General features: G+C 64.7%; 10 protein-coding genes and 8 pseudogenes. 9 read left to right on the top strand and 9 right to left on the bottom strand.

The window, feature by feature from the left end; genetic code table 11:
- Window positions 1-18: 18 nt before the first annotated feature.
- The 4 genes and pseudogenes from ACP7AG_RS18290 to ACP7AG_RS18275 all read right to left on the bottom strand — a co-directional run bounded on the left by ACP7AG_RS18290 (window position 19) and on the right by ACP7AG_RS18275 (window position 4,145).
- Entirely contained in the window at window positions 19-219 is a 201-nt protein-coding gene (locus ACP7AG_RS18290) for a hypothetical protein (RefSeq protein WP_426032569.1), read from the bottom strand.
- Between the two features lie 602 nt (window positions 220-821).
- Window positions 822-1,085, bottom strand: coding sequence for a VIT1/CCC1 transporter family protein (locus tag ACP7AG_RS18285; RefSeq protein ID WP_426032567.1), 264 nt, complete (start codon window positions 1,083-1,085; stop codon window positions 822-824).
- Window positions 1,086-1,356: 271 nt separating this feature from the next.
- A pseudogene (locus ACP7AG_RS18280) lies at window positions 1,357-3,717 on the bottom strand (UvrD-helicase domain-containing protein); the annotation flags it as partial.
- 2 nt (window positions 3,718-3,719) lie between these two features.
- Window positions 3,720-4,145: a hypothetical protein gene (locus ACP7AG_RS18275; protein WP_426032565.1), complete on the bottom strand. Its 426-nt coding sequence runs from the start codon at window positions 4,143-4,145 to the stop codon at window positions 3,720-3,722.
- On the opposite strand from ACP7AG_RS18275, the gene ACP7AG_RS18270 reads away from it, so the two are divergent.
- Complete coding sequence (locus ACP7AG_RS18270; RefSeq protein WP_426032563.1) at window positions 4,139-4,669, top strand: hypothetical protein; 531 nt, start codon at window positions 4,139-4,141, stop codon at window positions 4,667-4,669. The two genes, ACP7AG_RS18275 and ACP7AG_RS18270, sit on opposite strands and share 7 nt — an antisense overlap.
- 233 nt (window positions 4,670-4,902) lie before the next feature.
- Here ACP7AG_RS18270 and ACP7AG_RS18265 read toward each other — a convergent pair whose 3' ends face one another.
- Both ACP7AG_RS18265 and ACP7AG_RS18260 read right to left on the bottom strand, forming a co-directional pair.
- Entirely contained in the window at window positions 4,903-5,694 is a 792-nt protein-coding gene (locus ACP7AG_RS18265) for an AAA family ATPase (protein WP_426032561.1), read from the bottom strand.
- Window positions 5,695-5,716: 22 nt separating this feature from the next.
- A pseudogene (locus tag ACP7AG_RS18260) lies at window positions 5,717-6,492 on the bottom strand (IS5 family transposase).
- 218 nt (window positions 6,493-6,710) lie between these two features.
- Between ACP7AG_RS18260 and ACP7AG_RS18255 the strand changes: the two are divergent.
- The 5 genes and pseudogenes from ACP7AG_RS18255 to ACP7AG_RS18235 form a co-directional block, all read left to right on the top strand.
- A pseudogene (locus ACP7AG_RS18255) lies at window positions 6,711-6,818 on the top strand (NAD-dependent epimerase/dehydratase family protein); the annotation flags it as partial.
- Window positions 6,819-6,969: 151 nt separating this feature from the next.
- Window positions 6,970-7,551, top strand: coding sequence for a helix-turn-helix domain-containing protein (locus ACP7AG_RS18250; RefSeq protein WP_426032559.1), 582 nt, complete (start codon window positions 6,970-6,972; stop codon window positions 7,549-7,551).
- A 3-nt stretch (window positions 7,552-7,554) separates the two neighbouring features.
- A complete protein-coding gene (locus tag ACP7AG_RS18245; RefSeq protein WP_426010030.1) occupies window positions 7,555-8,787 on the top strand; it encodes a type II toxin-antitoxin system HipA family toxin in 1,233 nt (410 codons plus the stop codon).
- A 299-nt stretch (window positions 8,788-9,086) separates the two neighbouring features.
- Window positions 9,087-9,338, top strand: a pseudogene (locus ACP7AG_RS18240) (IS21 family transposase); the annotation flags it as partial.
- A 39-nt stretch (window positions 9,339-9,377) separates the two neighbouring features.
- A pseudogene (locus ACP7AG_RS18235) lies at window positions 9,378-9,817 on the top strand (ATP-binding protein); the annotation flags it as partial.
- 261 nt (window positions 9,818-10,078) lie between these two features.
- Here ACP7AG_RS18235 and ACP7AG_RS18230 read toward each other — a convergent pair.
- Together ACP7AG_RS18230 and ACP7AG_RS18225 are read right to left on the bottom strand one after the other, a co-directional pair.
- Window positions 10,079-11,014, bottom strand: coding sequence for an NAD(P)/FAD-dependent oxidoreductase (locus ACP7AG_RS18230; protein WP_426010028.1), 936 nt, complete (start codon window positions 11,012-11,014; stop codon window positions 10,079-10,081).
- A gap of 95 nt (window positions 11,015-11,109) precedes the next feature.
- Window positions 11,110-11,750: pseudogene (locus ACP7AG_RS18225) on the bottom strand (IS6 family transposase).
- A gap of 603 nt (window positions 11,751-12,353) precedes the next feature.
- Here ACP7AG_RS18225 and ACP7AG_RS18220 point away from each other — a divergent pair.
- Window positions 12,354-13,562 carry an NRAMP family divalent metal transporter gene (locus ACP7AG_RS18220; protein WP_426010026.1) on the top strand — a complete coding sequence of 403 codons (1,209 nt, stop codon included), beginning with the start codon at window positions 12,354-12,356 and terminating at the stop codon, window positions 13,560-13,562.
- A gap of 864 nt (window positions 13,563-14,426) precedes the next feature.
- On the top strand, window positions 14,427-18,938 hold the full coding sequence (locus tag ACP7AG_RS18215; RefSeq protein WP_426032557.1) for a PAS domain-containing protein: 4,512 nt from the start codon (window positions 14,427-14,429) through the stop codon (window positions 18,936-18,938).
- Between the two features lie 228 nt (window positions 18,939-19,166).
- On the opposite strand, the pseudogene ACP7AG_RS18210 reads toward ACP7AG_RS18215, so the two are convergent.
- A pseudogene (locus ACP7AG_RS18210) lies at window positions 19,167-20,098 on the bottom strand (IS630 family transposase).
- Between the two features lie 206 nt (window positions 20,099-20,304).
- Here ACP7AG_RS18210 and ACP7AG_RS18205 point away from each other — a divergent pair.
- Window positions 20,305-20,460, top strand: a pseudogene (locus ACP7AG_RS18205) (IS21 family transposase); the annotation flags it as partial.

The raw sequence follows: 20,460 nt of genomic DNA, 5'->3' as shown, positions 1-20,460 counted from the left end.
CCCGCGGGGCTCCTGCCGCTAAGGCCGCGTCGCCGTTGCGGGATAGACGTCCGGGTCCGGCGCGGGACCCAGGATCGGTTCGGCGTCGGCCTTGTCCCGCGTGCCGGTCATCTCGGCAATCGCCGGCCGGCCCTTCCGGCGATCGGCTTCCATCTCGACATCGCGGCCAAAGCCCGGGGCGCCTGGGCTCAGGGGATTGGTCGCTTCGGGTGTGGTCATGGCGTGGGTTTCCGAAAGGGGTTCAACGACGTGAGACGGGGGTCTGCAAGCCCAGCCCGCAGCCGGCGCTTTGACTCGCGAGGCCGACGTCTGGCCTCGCACGTTAATCCGCTGGATCTGGGCTTGGCAGGTTCGGAATTTACTCAGGTCCGGCAGGCTGGCCTCTGGCCTCGTCGCGCCAGCTCAGAACCGGCTTGCGTCTTCATTGGACCTCCAAAGCGGCGATCTGCTTTGTCCCTCTCGAAGCCGTCGCCCACGGTCTTCAAGCGGGGGCGCCGTCGGAGATCGGGGAGCCCCTCGCATTGGGCTCGCGTCTCCCAGAAACTCAGCGTAGCCCTATCGCCATGGACCGTGAGATCGAGGCCTTCATCTTGGCCTGGATGCAGAAGAACGCCCCTCTTCTGAAAGAGATCGTCCTATCCAGGGCGATGATCCCGCGACCGCATACGGCGCGGCGATGCGCCGTTACCTCACGGTCGCGGCCAACCGGACACCGGGTCGAGCGGGGCCGCCGGCCGCCGAGATTTGATCGTAAGGGCTACTTTGCTGCGCGTCAGGGCTTGGCTGGCGCGCTCCAGCCGCCCTCACAGCCACCGCCCGAGCTAGACGGCCCGACCTACCAGATGGCCAATCGCGGCGGTGACGCCCATGGCCAGGGCGCCCCAAAACACCACCCTAAGGGCCGCCCGCCAGGGGCTGGACCCGCCGGCCTTGGCGGCCATGAGGCCCAGCCCCAAGAGCACCGCCAAGGCCGTCGCCCATAAGGCGGGGGCGAGGGTGGCGTGGGGCGTCAGGGCCACGACGAGGAGCGGCGCGGCGGCGCCGGCCGTAAAGGCGGCGGCCGAGGCCAGGGCGGCTTGGATCATAAGGATCGGTCGTTGTCTCGCTACTCGGGCGGCGATGCAGCGCTGGCCGGACGCGGACTTGTCGGGTCAGACGGACGAAGGCCGGCCGGACGATTGATGGCGCCACCGCATCATCGACCGCCATCGGGCTCACTCGGGCCGGGAAACTTTCGGCGCCAGCGCTCAGCGTATTGGCCGCACCCGACGGCAAGGCGACATGACCGGGCTGATCGCCGTCCAGCACCTGAAGCCATTTGAGCTCGCCCTTGGTCGGCGGGGCGAAGACCACGTAGTCCCTGGCGCGGGTGACGCCAACATAAAGGAGCCGGGTCTCTTCCTGGCGGGCGCGCAAGGCTGCTTGCTGGCCGAGCGCCGAGGTCAAGGCGGCTTCATCGAGGCCGACGTCCTTGCTCTGGCTCGCATACGGCCAGGGCCAATGGCGGATCCAGCGGCCGGCCAAGGGGTCGCGCCAATCCAGCGCGCCTTCGGCCTCGGCGACCGGCTCGAACAGCCGGGGTTTCGGTTCGCGGTTGAGACCGGTCAAGACGACCAGCGGCCACTCGAGGCCCTTGGCGCCGTGATAGGTCATCACCTTCACGGCGTCCGATTGCAGACTCTTTGGCCTGCGCGGTTCATCGGCGGCCAGCGCCAGAACCAGGCCTGACGGCGTGGCCGGCGCGCCGGAGCTGGCGCAGCTGGCCTCATAGGTTCGGGCAAACCCCCGGAGAGCTTCCAGGTCGTCGAGGCGCGCAGCGACGTCACCCCAGGTCTCGATCCGGCGGATGACGTCCGGCAGAACGATCAGGGCGTCCACGAGGTCCGCGGGGGTCAGCGACAGGACGCTCTCGCGCAGCCCATTTAGAGCCGGTGAAATCGGCACGGCGGCTTGCAGAGCGGCGTCCTGGTCATCGGCGCTGACCGCCTGCAGCCAGAGGTCCGACTGCGGATCGTCACTGAAAAAGCGGGCGAGCTCGGCAAGCGCGAGCCGGTCGGTCGGATCGGCCACCCAGCGGAAAGCCGCCATCACCAGTTCGACATGCGGCGTGCGTGAGAGGCCATCGCGCTCGACCGCGACCTTGACCCCCAGCTGACTGAGCGCCGTAGCCACCCGAAGGATGTCGGCGTGGCTGCGGCAGAGCACCGCGACATCGCCGGCGCGCAGGGGGCGATTGGCCTTGGTGTCCTTGTCGAAGACCATCCAGTCCCCGCCATCAGCGATGGCGTCACGTATGCCCGCGGCCAGGGCGGCGTATTGCAGGTCGACCTTTCCGTCGAGCCACCAAACGGCGAACGGCGCGTGGGCGAAGCCGTCCTCCTTGCGGGCGGTGCCGATGAAGGCGTGATCGGCGGCGGGCAGGCCCATGGCCGTGAACGCCGGTCCGAAGGCGGCGTTGACGAAGTCGATGATGCCCTTGCGGCTGCGGTAGGAGGTCGCCAAGACCTCCTGCGGTTCAGTGGCCGTGGCCGCGACGCCATCGAAGGCGGCCTGGGTGAGGGCGCTGTCAGCGTTGCGGAAGCCGTAGATCGCCTGTTTGGGATCGCCAACCCAAGTGCTGGCGTCCACCAGCTCGGCCATGGCGGTGAAAATGGCGATCTGCAGCGGGCTGGAGTCCTGGAATTCATCGACGAAGACGCGGCCGATGCGCTCACCTAAGCGCTTGGCCATCGCGGGGCCGCGCAGCACCTCGAGCGCCAAGGCTTCCTGATCGATGAAATCCATCAGGCCGCGTTCGGACTTGTAGGCCTGGTAGGCGTCGAGAGCCTGGGCCGCGCACGTGAAGAGTGTTTGCGTGAACGCCTCGCAGTCCGACCGCAGCCGGTGATGCTCAGGGTGACGGCCGGCGGCGCGGCACGCCGCGTCGAGGGCGTCGGTCAGGGCCTGGCCGTCCTTCTTGGCGCAGGCGACCTTCGACAGGCGCGCCCAGTCCGGCCAGGACAGCCGCTCGCCACGTTGAGTGGCGGCGCGTACCCGGCGCAGATGCTGGATGCTGGGCTGGCCGGTCTTGCTGAGCTCGGCCGGCAGGGACGCCAAAGCGGCAGCCACAGCATTGTTCAAGGCCTGGTCGAGATCTTCCGCCCGCCCGGCGAACGCCGGCGGCAGCAATGTCACAAATGTCTCGACCGAGCGATCGGCGGACCTGGCCAGGCCGGCGGCGTCCAGGCCATTGGCCCGAGCCAGCTCGATCAGGCAGCGGACCGTGGTTCGCCAATCGGAGCGCTCCGCGTCGCCCACGCGCTTGGGTTCAAAGAAGCCCATCACCTCGGCCAGGGCGTTAAGTTGCGGCGCGTGAGTTTCGATGGCCGTGTCGGCGGCAATGGCGAACAGCCGCGCCACGCCGTCTTCGGGGATGACCTCGGCCCGGGGCGAGCGGCCCAGGTCGATGGCGTGTTCTCCGACGATTTGGCCGCAGATCGAGTTGACGGTGCCAAAGCGCGCGCCCAGCAGACGGGCTGCCTGCTCGGCCTTGCCGGATTTGAACAGGTTTGTCCGCGAGCGCTCGATGAGCTCGTCAGCGGCCTTCACGGTGAAAGTGGTGGCGACGATCTCCTCCGGTTGGCGGGTTTCCACCTCGCGCGCGATGTCGCCGACGATCCGCGTGGTCTTACCAGCGCCAGCAGAGGCGACGACTGTGTTAATCTTGAGAGCACTCATGGTCAGTTCGCCTCCTGAGTGACGCGGCAGAGGCTGGTCAGTTCGCAATATTGGCAGGGCTCCTGCCCAGGGACGATCCCGAGACCCTCCGGAAAATGGTCCGACGCCTCCGGCAGGCCCGTGCCAAGGGCCACGCCCTTGGCGGCTAGGTCACGCCACAGCCGCCAAGTCCCCATCAGATCGGTCCAGGTGTCGGCAAGCGAGCGTGCCGCCTCGACCTCCTCGTCAGACACGATGGCGCCGACCGGACCGACCAGCCGTCGCTGATTGAGCAGGTCGTAGGCCCCGGGCGCCGGCGCGGCGGCGGCCGGATCCGCGATCGCGCCATAGGTGGCCAGCTGCAGGGCGCGACCTTCGGCCAGCTCCGTGCGGCGGCGCTTGGCGCTCTTGGTCCACTTCAGATCGACTGGACCCGACCGTATTGGCACGGCGCCTCGAAACCACGGAGCGACGCCGTCAAAGCCTCTTCGATGCACAGCTTGAGCTTGCCCAGACCCTTGCGCGACTTGAGGAGCAGGCCAAGACTTTGGGGGCCGCAGGCCCAGCGACGCGGGCCCAGGCAGCTGAAGAGGTTTCGGATCTGGCGCGGACGGACGCAGCGCGTCTCGCGGAGGAAGCGGCCGTGCTCCAGTTGCTCAAGACGACCATCGACATTGCACAGGCCGAGGCGTCACGACGGTATCTCGCACCGATCACCGAGCGCGTCGCGCCCTACATACGACGCCTACTTCCTACTGCGTCCCTGGCCTTTGGCGAGGATCTTCGGCCAAGCCGGCTGATCCGTGGCGGGGTTGAAGAGGCGGCCGACGATCTCAGTAAGGGAACTCAGGAGCAGATTGCGGTCCTGACTCGCCTTGCCTTCGCCGATCTGCTGCTCGCTCGAGGCAAGCCGGCTTCCCTGGTGCTCGACGGCGCTTGGTGTTTGCGGACGACGACCGGTTCGAGACGATGACGGAGATCCTCGCGGAGGCCGCCTCGCGCATGCAGGTCATCATTCTCAGTTGCCGCACTTCCGCTTACCGGCACGTCGTCGAGGCCACGCGCCTCACCCTGGAGCGCTGAGTTCGGCACGCGTTTCCGCCTGGGCTCGGTTGGCCGAGCGAACAGAGCCACCCATGAGTTGTTTGTGATCATTCGCTGTCAAAGGCCCAGGCCGCCGGTAGGCGGGACCATCGATGACTGCGTTCAGGCCGCCGTTGCGAGGGTTTTCAGTCCCGCATAATGGAGCGGTGCGACCGTCTCGATCATGTCGAGGAGGTGAGCCGAATTTTTCTGTGTTTCGGCTACAAGCGCAGGGTCAAATCCCTTGCCGGTCTGATGGGAAAGATCGTTCGCGAACTTATAGATCGCGGTCTTCTTATTTTCGTCGAACGCAACAGCCTCAAGCTTCTTGAAAAGTTTGTCCTTGGACGGCACGTGAAATTCCAAGAACGTCTCCAGCACCTTTCGGGCAATGTTCGGAATATGGTAGCTCGTCAGGATCGTCCCATCGGACTTAAAGTTATATAATACCTTGAAAAGGTAGTGATATTCCGTGGGGTGATCTTCCAGAAGTTTATCGAGGCGCTGGATTTTTGCGTCGCGCGAGTCTGCCGATCCCGAGCAGACCAGCATCATGTAGTACTTGGCGGCCTTGGCGTTATCGACCCAGTTGATCAGGAGCTTCAGAAAATCGAAGTTGTGCGTCAGCAGGAAGACCTGCTTCGCGTTCTTCAATGCGTTCTTCAGGTGGGCGAACGCCTGGTAGATGGACGAGGAGTCGAGGCTAGAGATGGGATCATCGATGACGACTATCCCGTCCTTCACGTCAAAGTCCTCTTCGAGCTGGACGATAAAATAGAGGAAGGCGATTGCGGTCTTTTCGCCCTCGCTTAGACGCTTTGCCCGCACGCCGCGACGCTTCACGAGATAGCCGTCATCGGCTGATTCAAAGCTCAAATCCGTCCGGCCGAGGAAATTCCGCAGAGGGCCCGTCATCAGTTCGCCGCCAGCGTGCGCGTTAGGTCGTGTTGACGAAGTGCCTGACCCACAGTCGGGTTGAGGCGACCAGGATGAAGCCGATGTAGCTGTCCGCAGTCTTGTCGTATCGGGTGGCCAGTCTGCGGCTGTGCTTGAGCTTTGAGAAGCATCGCTCGACAAGATTCCTGAGGGCGTAGAGGTGGCCGTCGATGGGCCGTTGAACCTTGCGATTCCGTTTGGGCGGGATGACGGCGGCGATGCCGCGCTGCTCCAGGTCGGCGAGGATGGCGTCTGCGTCGTAGCCCTTGTCGCCCATGAGGACCTTGGGCTCTGGCCCCGGCTCCGCCATGACTGGCGCGTATCCCTTGACGTCGGAGACCTCGCCACCGGTCAGGACCACCGCGACCGGCAGGCCCAGGCCGTTGGTCCTCAGATGGATCTTGGTCGAGAAGCCACCGCGCGAGCGGCCAAGACCTTCGCCCTGAGGGCCTGCCGCTTTTTTTGGGCGCCGGCGGCATGTTGATGGGCGCGCACGATGGTCGAGTCGATCATCTGGACGCTGTCCTGGCCCCTACCACTTTCATTGAGGGCGCTCAGCAGCACATCCCACACGCCAGACAGCGTCCAACGCCGGAACTGTCGGTAGACTGAACTCCACTTGCCGAAATGGTCATGCAGATCGCGCCAGGGCGAGCCCGTCCGCGCGATCCAGAACACGCCATCAAGCACCAGCCGATGATCCTTGGGCCGCCGGCCGCGCCGCGGGCCCGTCTCGATCACGAACGGCGCGAAGAACCCCCACTCCTCATCAGACATCAAGCCACGAACCAAAGCCGCTCTCCTCAAAGAGCAGCCTTGAATCAGCGATCAGTCGATTTGGGAATCCACTTCGTCAACCAGGACCTAGACTCTGCGTAGATTTGCCGAACCCCATCGCGAGAACCTCTACGATGAGATTTGAGCATCCGGATGGAAATACGCCTGCTTCATCTAGGACAAATGGTGTCACGAGCGCCACGCCGAGTGGGCGGCGGGTGTTGGTCACTGGAGGTGCCGGATTTCTGGGCTCGCATCTCTGTGAAAAGTTGCTAGCTCGCGGCGACGAGGTGCTATGCGTTGAAAATTACTACACGGGGAGGCGTGTGCGACCGCGTTGGCGAGTGTCTGACGAGACGATGTCTTTTGCTGCATGAAGCCGCAATCTGATGCAGCCAAGCGCATCATTGCGCTAACTATCAAAAACCGATATCTTCCGCTGCATCGCTTATGCGCAATGATGCATTGGATTACATCGTGAGCTACCAGGCAGAAGCCTTCGCCCAGAGCCTCCGCCAGGCGCGTCTGCAGAAAGGCTGGTCCCAGAGGGACCTCAGCGGGAAGGCTGGTATCCCACAGGCCCATATCTCGCGGATCGAAAGCGGAGCGGTCAACGTGAAGGTCTCCACCTTGGTGGAACTCGCGCGGCTGCTGGACCTCGAACTTGTTCTCGCGCCGCGCGCCTCCCTTCCGGCGGTCAAGGCTTTGATCCGAGAGGCTGAGGCGAGCCATGATCTGCGCTCTGCGCGCGGCTTGGCAAACTCTCTTCAACCCGTGCTACGTCGCCTCCGGATCGAACACCCCAGGAGCAGCACGACTGAGCGCCTGGCCACCCTGATCCTCGACGTGATCGCCATTGCGCCTCTGTTTCAGACGCCTGGCGCCTTGGGGCAGTTGGAAGATGCTGTCGCAGGCATCCGACGCGCTGCCGACAGTGCCGGCGATGATCTGAAGGGTCTCGATGCAGCCATCAATGGCCTAGCCAAGATCCGCAGCGGGCTTGTCCATGTCAGAACGCCAGCGCAGACCCCCGCCTACAGTCTCGACGAGGAGGATTAGGCGATGGCCGCTGATATCCTCGACATCTTTCTAGGCGACCGCAAGGTGGGCGCGATAACCGGGCTGGGCGGCGACAGGAGCGTCTTCACCTTCGATGACGCCTACGCGGACGACCCAGGGCGCCCAACCCTGAGCCTGTCCTTTAAGGACGCCATGGGCGATCTGATCCGGGATCAAAAGCGCACGCAGACGCGGCTTTTACCCTTCTTCTCGAACCTTCTGCCGGAAGGACCTCTGCGCGATTACCTAGCCGAGAGGGCCGGGGTAAACGTGGTCCGGGAATTCTATCTCCTGTGGGCGCTTGGGCGCGACTTGCCCGGCGCCATCGTCGCCCGCGGACCAGATGGAGAAGAGCCGGCGCCGGAACCGCAGGATGATGCTCTCTCCACGCCTGGGGAGGCTACAGAGGCCCCCCTGCGGTTCTCTCTGGCCGGCGTTCAGCTCAAATTCTCCGCGCTCGAAAAGGCAAAGGGAGGCTTGACCGTTCCGGCTACCGGCGTTGGCGGCTCCTGGATCGTAAAACTGCCATCGACCCGCTTTCCCCGCGTCTCCGAGAATGAATTCTCCATGATGACCATGGCCCGGTCCGTGGGCATCGATGTGCCCGACATTCAGCTTCTCGATCTGGACCAGATCGCCGGCCTACCGGAGGGGATTGGCCGGCTGGAGGGCGCGGCCTACGCGATCCGCCGTTTCGATCGAACAGCCGATGGCGAGCGCATCCATATGGAGGATTTCGCTCAGGTCTTCGGCGTGTACCCCGACCACAAGTACAAGCACGCGACCTATCGGGCGATCGCCAAGGTGTTGTGGCTGGAGACGGGGGAGGCGGGGATCACCGAGTTCATCCGCCGCTTGGTGTTCAACGCCCTGATCGGCAACGCCGACATGCACCTCAAAAACTGGTCGCTCCTCTACGCAGACGGCGTCACGCCCTCCTTGTCGCCCGCCTACGACTTCGTCTCCACCTTGGCCTACATCCCGGATGATAAAGCGGCCCTCAAGTTTAGCCGCACAGCCCGCTGGGACGGCTTCAACGAGGACGAACTCTCCTACCTCGCGGCCAAAGCCGGTCTTCCCGAAAGGCTGGTCGTCAGTATCGCCCGCGAGACTGTAGCGCGTTTTCGGGAAGCCTGGGCCAAGGAGCGCGGTCATCTTCCTCTCCATTCGGAAATCGCGGGCGTCATCGACCGCCAACTTGAGATCGTCCCTCTTGCAGGTGATCGAAAGGAGTAGCGTGCGGATCATTTCAAACCGAGGAACCGATCGCGCAATCGATCAGATCAAGAGCGTCGCCGCGACGGCTGACGCCAGCGCGATCAGTTCCAGCGTTTCGATCTTCGGCCTCTCGGCGCTGCAAGGCGCGTTGACGCGCGACCTACCCCTGCGGCTGCTGCTGTCCGCCGAAACCGTACTGTCTGAAAGCCTGATAGGCGGCGCGTCTGATCGCTTCTTACGGAACGGACTCATCGCCCGTCGACTCGCCGCCGACGCCTCGGCTGTGCAGCGGCGTGGAAGAAGGACCCCCTTAGCGGGCCGACCGCCGCTTCGTTCGCGTGCTGGCGGCGGTGCTGATCGATGGCCTGGATGTGGTCGATGACGCCGTCCGCGAGGCCCTGGACGCCGGCGCGGCCAGCGACGAGGTCATCCTCAACATCCTGGCCCGGCGGCGCGAGCCGCCAGCGCCCGAGCCGATCAACACCTGCGAGGCGCTGGTCCTGCGCCATCCGCCCATCGCCGACTGCGCCCGCTACGACCTGCTGCGAGGTCCCCGTGCAGCGGCATGAGATGATCCAAGCCTTCGCCCAACTGGGTCTCTGAAGGGCATGGCCGGGGCCTTCGACGAGACCGTCACCACAGGCCTTCAGCGCAACCGCACGGCCATGGAGATCCTGGCCGACCTGCTCAAGGCCGAGACCAACCATCGCCAGGCCGCCTCCATCCGCTATCGCCTGACCGCCGCCAAGCTGCCGAAGCCCGGCGCGGCAAGGCCGGCGCCCTGGCGGCCCAGCTCTCGCGCCTCGATCTCGTGGTCCTCGACGAGTTGGGCTACCTGCCGTTCGCCCAGTCCGGCGGTCAGCGCCTGTTCCACTTGGTCGGCAAGCTCTACGAGCGCACCTCGGTGATCATCACCACCACCCTGACCTTCGGAGCGTGGCCCGCCGTCTTCGGCGACGCAAAGATGACCACGGCGCTGCTCGACCGCCTGACCCACCACTGCGACATCGTCGAGACCGGCAACGACAGCTGGCGACTCAGAAACCGCCCCCTGACCGGCACGCCCCGCTTCATCCACAACCTGTTCAACCTCCCCCCAGACCCCCTCCGGGCAGTTGATCGATCAGTGGCTCACCCCGCGGCGATGCTCTGCGCTGGCTGAGAGCTACGCGCATCGCCGCTCGGAAGCCGGATAGGGGGTCCCTATTGCGCGCCGTTTGACGCCCAATAGTTCATATCATCAAAAAGTGCAATAAAAACAGCAAGTTATAATGTAGCGCATTGAACATTATCGGAAATGATGTCCGTCCTACGTGGCGATCTGCTCAGCCAGCATCGTTCCCGACATCCACGCCGCCTCGACCCGTGCGCCGATAAACCAGTCCCCGCATAGGCCAAGTCGACGGTCCGCGTCCCAAAGGGCGCCGGAGCCCTCAACGCCTGAGCGGGCATACCGCCATAGATGCGCACTGCAAGCGATCGGGGGCGGCAGCGTCTTTTCGAGCCGCGCAGAAAGAGCCGCCGACAACTCACCGGCAACCCAGTCGGCGTCCGCATTGAGATGCTGCCTTGACCAGTCCGGGCTGGCCTGAAGTACCCACGCCTCGGGTCCGGTCCGACCGGGCTTGGAACCGTTGCGCGCCGCCCAGCCGAGCGCGTCAGCCGCCCTCCCCCTGAGGCAGTTCACCGGCGTCGGCAAGGTGTCCCCAAACGCCAGCATCACGGTCCAGCACGGCGCAGTGGGCGTGGCCCGGGCAAGCGCCGCCAGGTCTGGCCTTGCCGGCCGAATGAGCTCTGCCGCCTGCTCGGCGGGCAGCGCCACGACCACGGCATCCGCCTCGAACGACCCGGTTTGCGTGACAAGGCGCCAGCCCTCGGCGAGTGGGGTCAGCGCCGTCACCTTGGCGCCCCATTGCACGTCAAAAGGTTTCGCCATTTCACGGATGGGCGCGTTCATCCCAGGAACACCGACCAAGGCGTCCGCGCCCGCTGCTAGCCAAGGCGCAACACATCCCGCAGCGATCATGTCGTCCACCAAGGTTCGAAAACCCGGATCTCGAACAGTGAAATACTGGGCTCCGTGATCGAATGTCGCCTCGCCTGCGCTGGTGGCGACCCGGCGGGTCGACATGCGACCACCAGGACCGCGGGCTTTGTCCAGCATAGTGAGGACGTGACCCCGCCCGGCCAGTCCCCTGGCGCACGCCAAGCCGGCCATACCGGCGCCCACAATCGTGATCCGCATACGTCCCCCTTCGCCGCCAATAGGGCGACCGGTGCTGTCAGTCCAACGGCAACTTGTCTCCGCCAGGGCGCAATGCCCCCAACCCGCGCCTGGCTCTAGCCCATGACCTGCCGCCATTCAGCCAAGGCGGCTGAGCGTCGTTCGCGGTAGAGGTCTCTGCTGATGAGGTGACGTTCCTGATTGAAGTGGTTGTGGATCGTGCCTAGCACGGCGGCGAATTTCTGGAGTGTCTTCATCCTCCGAAATCGCTCCATCGCCCGTTCTCGTCGTCGGAACGGCTGGTGTGAGTTCTCGGCCCTGTTGTTGAGCCAGCGGCCCACCTCTTGGCGATCGGCGTTGCCGATCACTTTCATGGCGGCGCCGTAGGACCGCAGGCCGTCCGTGACGACGGCTTGAGGCCGGCCGTGGCGCTTCATCGCCTTCTTGATGAGGCCTGAGCCGCGGCCTTGTCGCGGGTGGTGGTGACGTAGGATTCCAGCACCTCGCCCTCGTGATCGACGGCGCGCCAGAGGTAGCGCATCTCGCCGTTGATCTTCACGTAGACCTCGTCCAAGTGCCAACGCCAGTGAGTGTGCGCCCGCATGTTCTGGACCCGCTTGCGGCGGATCTCCGCGGCGAACATCGGGCCGAACCGGTTCCACCAAAGCCGCACCGTCTCATGGCAAATGTCGATGCCGCGCTCGTAGAGCAGGTCCTCCACGTTGCGGAGCGACAGGGGGTACTTCACGTACATCATCACCACTCGGCGGATCACCTCGGGTGATGAATCAAACCAGCGAAACGGGTCGTAAGTCTTTTTCGGACGGACCTTTTCGCCCGCCGAAGCCCTACCTCTTACTGGCCGGTGCATGTCAACTGACAGAGCCGCTTCGGCCCATGAAGTTGAGCAACACAAAGCCGAAAAACGCTGAGACGATGGAGACGTTGGGGCCAAAGCCGAGCTTCAACACGATGTAAGGATAAGAGGTGCCCATGATGCCGGCGACGATGATGGCAGCAATCAGGGCGCGTGCTGAGGATCACTTACCTACTATTTGTGGGCCTCGCCAAGTTGACGAGACCATGGGTGCTGTCGGTGTTGTGAGGCCAAAAGTATTTGGCCGCGCTCCGCCCCCCCCCCCCCCCCGCCCGGCCAATTACGGGCGGCAACGATCGCGTTTTCAAGAAAACGTTGGAGAAAACCCGGTCACCGAGGGCTTCAAAGTGCGCGTTTTGCCTGACCGAAGGGCAAACAAAAGCCTATCTTGAGTTTGGTCTGACGGTGCCCTATGTCTGCCTCGTGAGCAGCCCCGGGCCGTCAAGATTGCGCAAGTTTCTAGCTCAACTGGGTCCCGGTCTCGTGACCGGCGCGGCTGACGACGATCCGAGCGGAATTGGCACTCACAGCCAGATCGGCGCGCAGTTCGGCTATGGTCTCGCCTGGACCTTTATCCTCAGCTTCCCGCTGTTGGCCGCGATCCAGGAGGTCGCTGCGAGGATCGGCCGCGTCACGGGCGGCGGCATCGCGCGCAATCTTCGCCGCCACTATCCGCGGCCGCTGCTGATTGGCGTGGTTCTGCTTTTGTTGGTCGCCAACATCGTCAACCTGGGCGCCGACCTCAGCGCGATGGGCGCGGCGCTAGCTCTACTGACGCACGGAAACAGTGGGTTTTACACGCTGCTTTTTGGCGTTTTTTGTGTCGTGGTCGAGGTGTTCCTGAACTATGCCCGCTACGCGGCAGTCCTGAAGTGGACCACACTATCCCTGTTCAGCTACGTGGCCGTGGTCGCGGTGGCGGGCGTGCCCTGGGGCAGGGCTTTGACCGCCTTGATCGTCCCCGAGATCCAGTGGAACGCGACCTATGCGACGGCGATGGTGGCCATCCTTGGCACCACGATCAGCCCATACCTGTTCTTCTGGCAGGCAGGTCAGGAGATCGAGGAGCAGCACCGCCATCACGCCAAACCGCTTTGCATAGCCCCCAAGGAAGCTGGACCGGAGCTGAGACGAATTCGGCTGGATACCCTTGTCGGCATGGGGTTCAGCACCCTCGTTTCGTTGGCCATCGTCTATGCCACGGCCGCCACTTTGCACGCCCATGGGATCACCGACATCACCACTTCAGCGCAGGCCGCCGAGGCGCTAAAGCCGATCGCCGGGCCTTTCGCGTTCGCCCTGTTCGCGGTCGGGATCATCGGAACGGGCTTGCTTGCAGTCCCGGTGCTGGCAGGGTCGGCCGCCTATGCCGTCACCGAGATGGCGGGCGTTGCCGGCAGCCTTGATGCCAAGCCGATGCGGGCTCGGCTGTTTTACGCCACAATTTCCGTAACGACCCTGCTCGGCGCCTCGCTGAACTACATCGGCATCGACCCCGCCAAAGCCCTGTACTGGGCGGCGGTCGTGAACGGCGTTCTCGCTGCACCGCTCATGGTCGTCATGATGCTGATCGTGCGCAATCCTCGCGCCATGGGCCGGCTGACACTGTCAACCAGGGGGACAGTGGTTGGCTGGACCGCTACCGCCCTCATGATCATCGCAACCGCGATCTTCTTCGTAACGGCGTTGTAGGCTAGTCATGCGCGGGGTCGTCCAGGAGATGCATTGTGAATCGGCGTGGGGTCACAACGACGATCTGCGTGCTAACGAATTGATTGTTTTCGGGCGGCAGGGGTCAATTCGCGACGCCGATTCACATACGTGACGCCAGAGATCCTCGTCTAATACATCTTATCGGAAATTAGTGCCGGTTTAGAACGATGGTAAGGCGCTTTTGGAAACAGCCGCGGCGATGAATTGGCACGGCGGATCCCCGCGGCCCGCCCGCTCGGTCGTAGGTCTGGGCAGTGCCGCTATAGCGGCGTCGAGGTTCCAGAAGAACTCTGGACGGGGCCACGCTCCGGGGTCGGCCTAGCTTATATCGTCCATGCCGGCGACGATTGCGTTCACGTCTACCGCCTTAATATCCAACGACTGCCGGCGGGCAAAGGCCTGCAAACGGTGCGTCAAGGCCGCCGCACGTAGAGCGGATGTTGAGGCCGCGTCCATGAAGCGCGCTATATCTTGTGTCCGACCCGCGTCCATGCGTCGGCGGATCAAGTCCAGCGATCCTGTGATGCTGGTGCGGTCGGCACCGAACGCGGCCCTGGAACGGGATGAACAAGGCATTGCGGACCTCCGCGACGAGCCGGCCGGCCGGAGCCTCTCTCTCGACCTCCAGCCCGTCATGGCAACAGCCGCAGCCCTCTAACTCTGTCGGTCGGCTCGCGGCATGGTATTTCGAAGTTCCATCACGGCGCCCAAGACGGAGCGGGTTTTGCGCGCTAAGTCTTTGATCAGGCCACCCAAGTTGCAGGGGACCACAAGAAGGGGCGGCGATTGGCAAGTGTTTCGGCTCGCGGTTCTGATCCCGCCTTTCTGACCGGTGGCGGCGAGATGGGCGCGATGATGCGCGAGCACGACTGGTCCACGTCGTCGCTGGGTCCGCCGGAGAGCTGGCCGCAGTCGCTGCGCTCGGTGGTCGGGCTGATGCTGAACTCGCGCTTTCCCATGTTTGCGGCGTGGGGCGAAGGGCTCGGCTTCGTTTACAACGACGCCTACGTCGAGATCCTGGGCGAGAAGCATCCTTCCGCGCTCGGACGCCGCTTTCACGATATCTGGTCGGAAATCTGGTCCGACATTTCGCCGCTAATCGACAGCGCGATGGCGGGCGATGCCACCTATCGCGAGAACCTGCCGCTCACGATGAATCGCAAGGGCTACGACGAACAGACCTGGTTCACCTTCTCCTACTCGCCGGTGCAGGATGAAAGCGGCGCGGTCGCGGGCATGTTCTGCGCCTGCACCGAAACGACGGAAGCGGTGCGGGCCCAGCGGCGCCAGGCGTTTCGCCTCGAACTGGAAGAGCGGCTGCGCGATGTGGCCAACCCCCGCGCGGTTATGGATGCGGCGGTTGCGCTACTTGGCCGCCAGCTGGGGGCGAACCGGGTCGGCTACGGCGAGGTGCAGGCGGACGACGTCACCGTCGTGCTGCACTCCTGCTACGTCGACCGCGTCGCGCCGCTGGAAGGGCCCTTTCCGCTGGACGGCTTCGGGCCGGCCATGATCGCGCGCCAGCGCAAGGGGCTGACGCAGTCGTCCGCCGACGTGACGCGGGATCCCGATATGGATCCGGCCGTCTGGGCCGCGATCAACACGAGCGCGTTCGTCTCCGTACCGCTGGTGCGCGACGGCCGCTTCGCCGCTTCGCTGTACGTCAACGTCCGCGAGCCGCACGCCTGGGCCGCCGACGAGATCACCCTCATCGAGGAGACCGCCGCCCGCACTTGGTCGGCCGTCGAGCGTGCCCGCGCCGAGGCCGCGCTGCACGAGAGCGAGAGCCAGTTTCGGGCGCTCGTCAATGCCACCGCCAACGTCGTTTATCGGATGGGTCCGGACTGGCGCGAGATGCGCCGGCTGGACGGCGCCGGCTTCATCATCGACACCGAAGCCCCGACGATCGACTGGGTCGAAACCTACATCCCGGCCGACGAGCGGCCGCGCGTCCGCGACGCGATTGAGCGGGCGATAGCGGACAAGGACGTCTTCGAGTTGGAGCACCGGGTGCTCCGCGCGGACGGCACGGTGGGCTGGACGCACTCGCGCGCCATCCCGCTTCTCGACAACGCCGGCGGGATCGTCGAGTGGCTCGGGGCGGCCAGCGACGTGACCGCGCGCGTCAAGGCGTACCAGAGCTTCACCCGCCTGTTCGAGGCCTCGCCGGCGCCGCTTCTGGTGCTCGCACCCGACGCGCCGCGCTTCACCATCACCGAGGTGAACGATGCCTATCTTGCGGCGACCATGAGGACGCGCGAGGGGGTGGTCGGGCGCGGCGTCTTCGAGGCGTATCCCGACAATCCGAATGATCCGACCATCGGGGGGGTGAGCCGTCTGCGCGCCTCGCTGGAGCGTGTGCTCGCCAGGCGCGAGCGGGACGAGCTGCTGGGCTTGAAGTACGACATCGCGCGGCCGGACGGCACGTTCGAAGAGCGGTGGTGGAGCCCTGTCAATTCCCCGGTTCTGAACGAGAACGGCGGGGTGGAGGCCATCATCCACAACGCCAACGACGTGACCGAGGATCGCCGAGCCGAGGCCGCGCTCAACGAGAGCAAGGAGCGGCAGGCCTTCCTGCTGCGCTTGAGCGATGCGTTCAGGGCGGAGCCAAGCCCTGAGGCCATAGCGAACCGAGCGCTTCGGATGCTCTTCGAGCAGATGCGGCTCGATCGCTGCTACATCGGAACCTATCGTTTGGCGGAGGACATAGGCGACTTCCCCCACCAAGTGCACAACGACCGTCTCCCCCCGTTGCCCGCTCAGGTGCGTTTGACCGATTTTCCCGAGGCGCTTCAGATCGCGGTTGAGCGGACCCTGGTGATCGACGACGTCGTGGAGCTGGAGGGCCTTTCGGACAGCGAGCGGGCCAGTTTCGCCGGCCTCGGCATTGGTTCCTTGATCAGCGCGACCCTGCGCAAGGGCGCGAACAACCCTCTTTGGGCGATCAACGCTATCTCAGCCGGCCCTCGGGTCTGGACGCAGGGCGAAGTCTCCCTTGTTGAAGAGGTGGCCGAGCGCACCTGGGCGGCGATGGAGCGGGCGCATGCCGAGGCGGCTTTACGGAAGGGCGAGGACCTGCTCAGCGCCGTGCTCGACGCGCTGCCGGTTGGCGTTATCCTCGCCGACGCACAGGGGCGCGTCACCCGCGACAATGCTGTCAATCGCGAACTCTGGGGCGTGCCGCCCGAGATGACCGGTTTTGAACAGTATGGCGAGTGGGTCGGCTGGTGGCCCGCGACGGGCGAGCGCATTGCTGGGACAGATTGGGCCATGGCGCGCGCGCTCCTGCACGGCGAGACGGTAAAGAACGAACTGATCGAAAATCAGCGGTTCGGTACGGGCGAGCGCAGGTTCATTCTGAACAACGCCGCCCCGGTCCGAGACGCCTCGGGCGCGATCGTCGCCGGCGTCGTGGCCCAGATGGACGTGACCGGACGGCTCGCCGCCGAGCGGGCGCTGAAGCAACTGAACGAGACGTTGGAGGCCCGAGTCGTCGAACGCACCGCCGAGCGGGACCGACTCTGGCAGAGTTCACAAGACCTCCTCATGGTTGCGCGTTTCGACGGAACGGTCGTTACGGTCAACCCGGCATGGGCAACGGCGCTGGGCTGGAGCGAAGCCGAAATGATCGGTACGCAATTCTGGACGTTGATCCATCCCGGCGACGTGGCGGCATGTCAGGTGCATACTATCGCCCTATCGACCGGAGGGCAGACGAGCGCACGCTTCGAATGTCGGTACCGCGCCAAAAGCGGGGATTGGCACTGGCTCGCATGGTCGGCTACTTCGGGCGCCGGCCTGTTTAATGGCGTCGCGCGCGACGTGACCGATGAGAAGGTGCGGGCCGCCGAGCTGGCGCTTAGAACCGCCGAGCGCGACCAGGTGTGGAAAACGTCGCGTGGCCTGCTGATGATCGCCGATCTCGACGGGGTCTTGCGAGCCGCGAATCCGGCCTGGACTCGGACGTTGGGTTTCACTGAAGCGGAGACGGTCGGTCGTAGCTTTCGCGACTTCATCGTCGGGGACGACATCTACCTGACGGGGGAGGCCCTAGCGGCGGCGGCGTCGGGAGCCAACGTCGACGGGTTCGAGAACCGCTACCGGCACAAGGACGGTTCGATCCGCCACCTCGCCTGGCACACGTCGGCCGAGGACGGTCTGATCTACGCGTTCGGCCGAGACATCACAGATGAGAGGGCGCGCGAAGCGGAGGTGCGGGCGCTGGAGGAGCATCTCCGCCAGTCGCAAAAGATGGAGGCGATGGGGCAGCTCACCGGCGGCGTCGCGCACGATTTCAACAACCTTCTCACCCCGATTATCGGCGGCCTCGACATGCTGATGCGCCGCGGCGTCGGTAGCGAGCGCGAGCGCGAGCGCCGACTGATCGACGGGGCGTTGCAATCGGCTGAGCGGGCGAAAATCTTGGTTCAGCGTCTGCTCGCCTTTGCTCGACGCCAGCCGCTCCAGCCGGTCGCCGTGGAGATATCCAAGCTCGTCGAAGGCATGGTCGGCCTGATCGGCTCGACACTCGGTCCGACGATCGATGTGCGTGTGGATATCGACCAGGATCTGCCGCCGGCCAAGGCCGATCCGAACCAGCTCGAGATGGCGCTGTTGAACCTGGCGGTGAACGCGCGCGACGCCATGCCGGACGGCGGCGAACTCACCATCAAGGCCGTGCGAAAGAACGTGCGCCAAAGTCACGCTTCGGGTCTTACGGCGGGGGACTATGTGCTGCTCTGCGTCGTCGACACAGGGGCCGGGATGGACGATGCGACGCGCCAGCGCGCGATCGAACCATTCTTCTCCACAAAGGGCGTCGGCAAGGGAACCGGCTTGGGATTGTCCATGGTCCATGGCTTGGCGGCGCAGCTCGGTGGCGGGCTAACAATCGACAGCGCGCCTGGTAAAGGCACGACAATCGAGCTCTGGCTTCCGATCAGCACCGCGGCGATCGGCGTTGAAAAGGCTTCTACCGCAGCTTCCGCGAAGCGCGTCAGCCGTGGCGTTGCGCTGTTGGTAGACGACGAAGTGCTGGTGCGCATGAGCACCGCAGACATGCTGATGGACCTCGGGTTCGAGGTCGTCGAGGTGGGGACCGCGGAGGAGGCGTTGCAGATTCTCAAGACTGGCATGATGCCGAACCTCCTCATCACTGATCACCTCATGCCGGGAATGACCGGAGTGGATCTCGCGCGGGAGGCGCGTGCCATCGAGCCGAAACTCCCGATTCTGATCGTGTCCGGCTATGCAGAGGTGGACGGCGTGGCGCAGGACCTGCCGCGGTTAACCAAGCCGTTCCGGAATGCCGAGCTGGCGGAGAGCATATCCGCCTTGATTCCAGTCGATGGGTAGTGGCGGGGCATTGCGGGGCGGCCAGCCCCGCCCGTAGCTTCGGCTCTACGGAAGGACGGCTCTGCGGATGTGCAACCTCTCGTCTCTGACCAAAAGGTCAGGGCGCGATCCGCCACCTCTATGCGAGACACCACTGGCAACCGGCCGCTGTTGCCCGGCATCTATCCCGACTATCCGGCGCCAAATTGCCAGGCGGCGAAGCTCGCCGTGTAATTCCTGAATGAGCACCTAGTGGATTGAATCCAACACTTGGTGCCCGCGAGCTGCGGCGGCGATGATTTTATCTGGGTCGGCGGTCCAGACGAAGGGTTTGGGCTGCTGGTTGTGATCAACGACGAAGCGGTTGATGGCGGCCTGGAGATCGACGACGCCCTTGAAGACCCCGCGTTTGAGGCGGCGCTTGGTGAGGATGGCGAAGAAGCCCTCGACTGCATTGAGCCAGCTGGCCGAGGTGGGGGTGAAGTGGGATGTCCAGCGCGGATGGCGCCCCAGCCAGGCGATCACCTTGGGGTGCTTGTGGGTGGCATAGTTGTTGAGGATGGCGTGGACGGTCTTGCCGGCCGGGACCTCGCGCTCGACGGCATTGAGAAAGCGGATGAACTCCTGATGCCGGTGGCGCTGCATGCAGCGGCCGATGACCTTACCTTCCAGAACGTCGAAGGCGGCGAACGGGGTGGTTGTGCCGTGGCGCTTGTAGTCATGGGTCATGGTTCCGGCTCGCCCCTTCTTCAGCGGCAGGCCAGGCTGGTGCGGTCCAGCGCCTGGATCTGCGACTTCTCATCGACGCTGAGCACCACGGCGTGGGCCGGCGGATCGACATAGAGGCTGACGATGTCGCGGACCTTGGCGGCGAACTTGGGATCATTGGACAGCTTGAAGGTGCGAATACGGTGCGGCGCCAGGCCGTGGGCCCGCCAGATGCGCTGGACCGAGGTCAGGCTGACGCCAACGACCTTCGCCATGACCCGGCCGGTCCAGTGGGTGGTCTCGCCGGGCGGCTGGCCCGGGGTCAGGGCGACGATCCGATCGGCCACCTCATCGGCCAGCTTGGGTATCCGAGGCGGCCGGGTCTTGTCACGCAGCAGGCCCTCGACGCCCTCAGCCATGAAGCGTTCCTGCCAGCGCCAGACGGCCGTCTTGCTGATGCCGGCCGTGCGCATGATCTCCACCGTGCCCAGGCCATCGGCCGTAGCCAGCACGATCTGGGCGCGCCAGACATGCTTCTGGGGGCTGCTGCGGTCATCGGCGATTGTGCAGCGGCGTGGAAGAAGGACCCCCTTAGCGGGGTGATAGGCGCCTAAAAGGGACCCCTCATTCCGATGGCTTAGGCACGGCGGCTTGGTTCAACCGGGCGGCCGAGATCGGGATGTTGGTCGTGGAGACAGTGGTGCGGATTCGCCGTAAGTCTGCGGCGGGCAAGCCGATCAAGGCGATTTGTCGGGATCTGAGGCTCTGTCGCAAGGTTGTGCGCAAGGCGATCCTGGCGGAGGAAGGCGCGTTCAGCTATCGGCGCGTGACGCAG

Origin of the sequence: Caulobacter sp. DWP3-1-3b2 (assembly GCF_049896325.1) — a bacterium.
Taxonomy (GTDB): Bacteria; Pseudomonadota; Alphaproteobacteria; order Caulobacterales; family Caulobacteraceae; genus Caulobacter.
This window is presented reverse-complemented; position numbering and strand designations above follow the sequence as displayed.

Excerpts from the sequence above, each read along its gene's own strand:
- ACP7AG_RS18215 (WP_426032557.1), top strand. The coding sequence starts at position 14,427 with ATGGGCGCGATGATGCGCGAGCACGACTGGTCCACGTCGTCGCTGGGT.
- ACP7AG_RS18290 (WP_426032569.1), bottom strand. The coding sequence starts at position 219 with ATGACCACACCCGAAGCGACCAATCCCCTGAGCCCAGGCGCCCCGGGC.
- ACP7AG_RS18230 (WP_426010028.1), bottom strand. The coding sequence starts at position 11,014 with ATGCGGATCACGATTGTGGGCGCCGGTATGGCCGGCTTGGCGTGCGCC.
- ACP7AG_RS18265 (WP_426032561.1), bottom strand. The coding sequence starts at position 5,694 with ATGACGGGCCCTCTGCGGAATTTCCTCGGCCGGACGGATTTGAGCTTT.
- ACP7AG_RS18245 (WP_426010030.1), top strand. The coding sequence starts at position 7,555 with ATGGCCGCTGATATCCTCGACATCTTTCTAGGCGACCGCAAGGTGGGC.
- ACP7AG_RS18285 (WP_426032567.1), bottom strand. The coding sequence starts at position 1,085 with ATGATCCAAGCCGCCCTGGCCTCGGCCGCCGCCTTTACGGCCGGCGCC.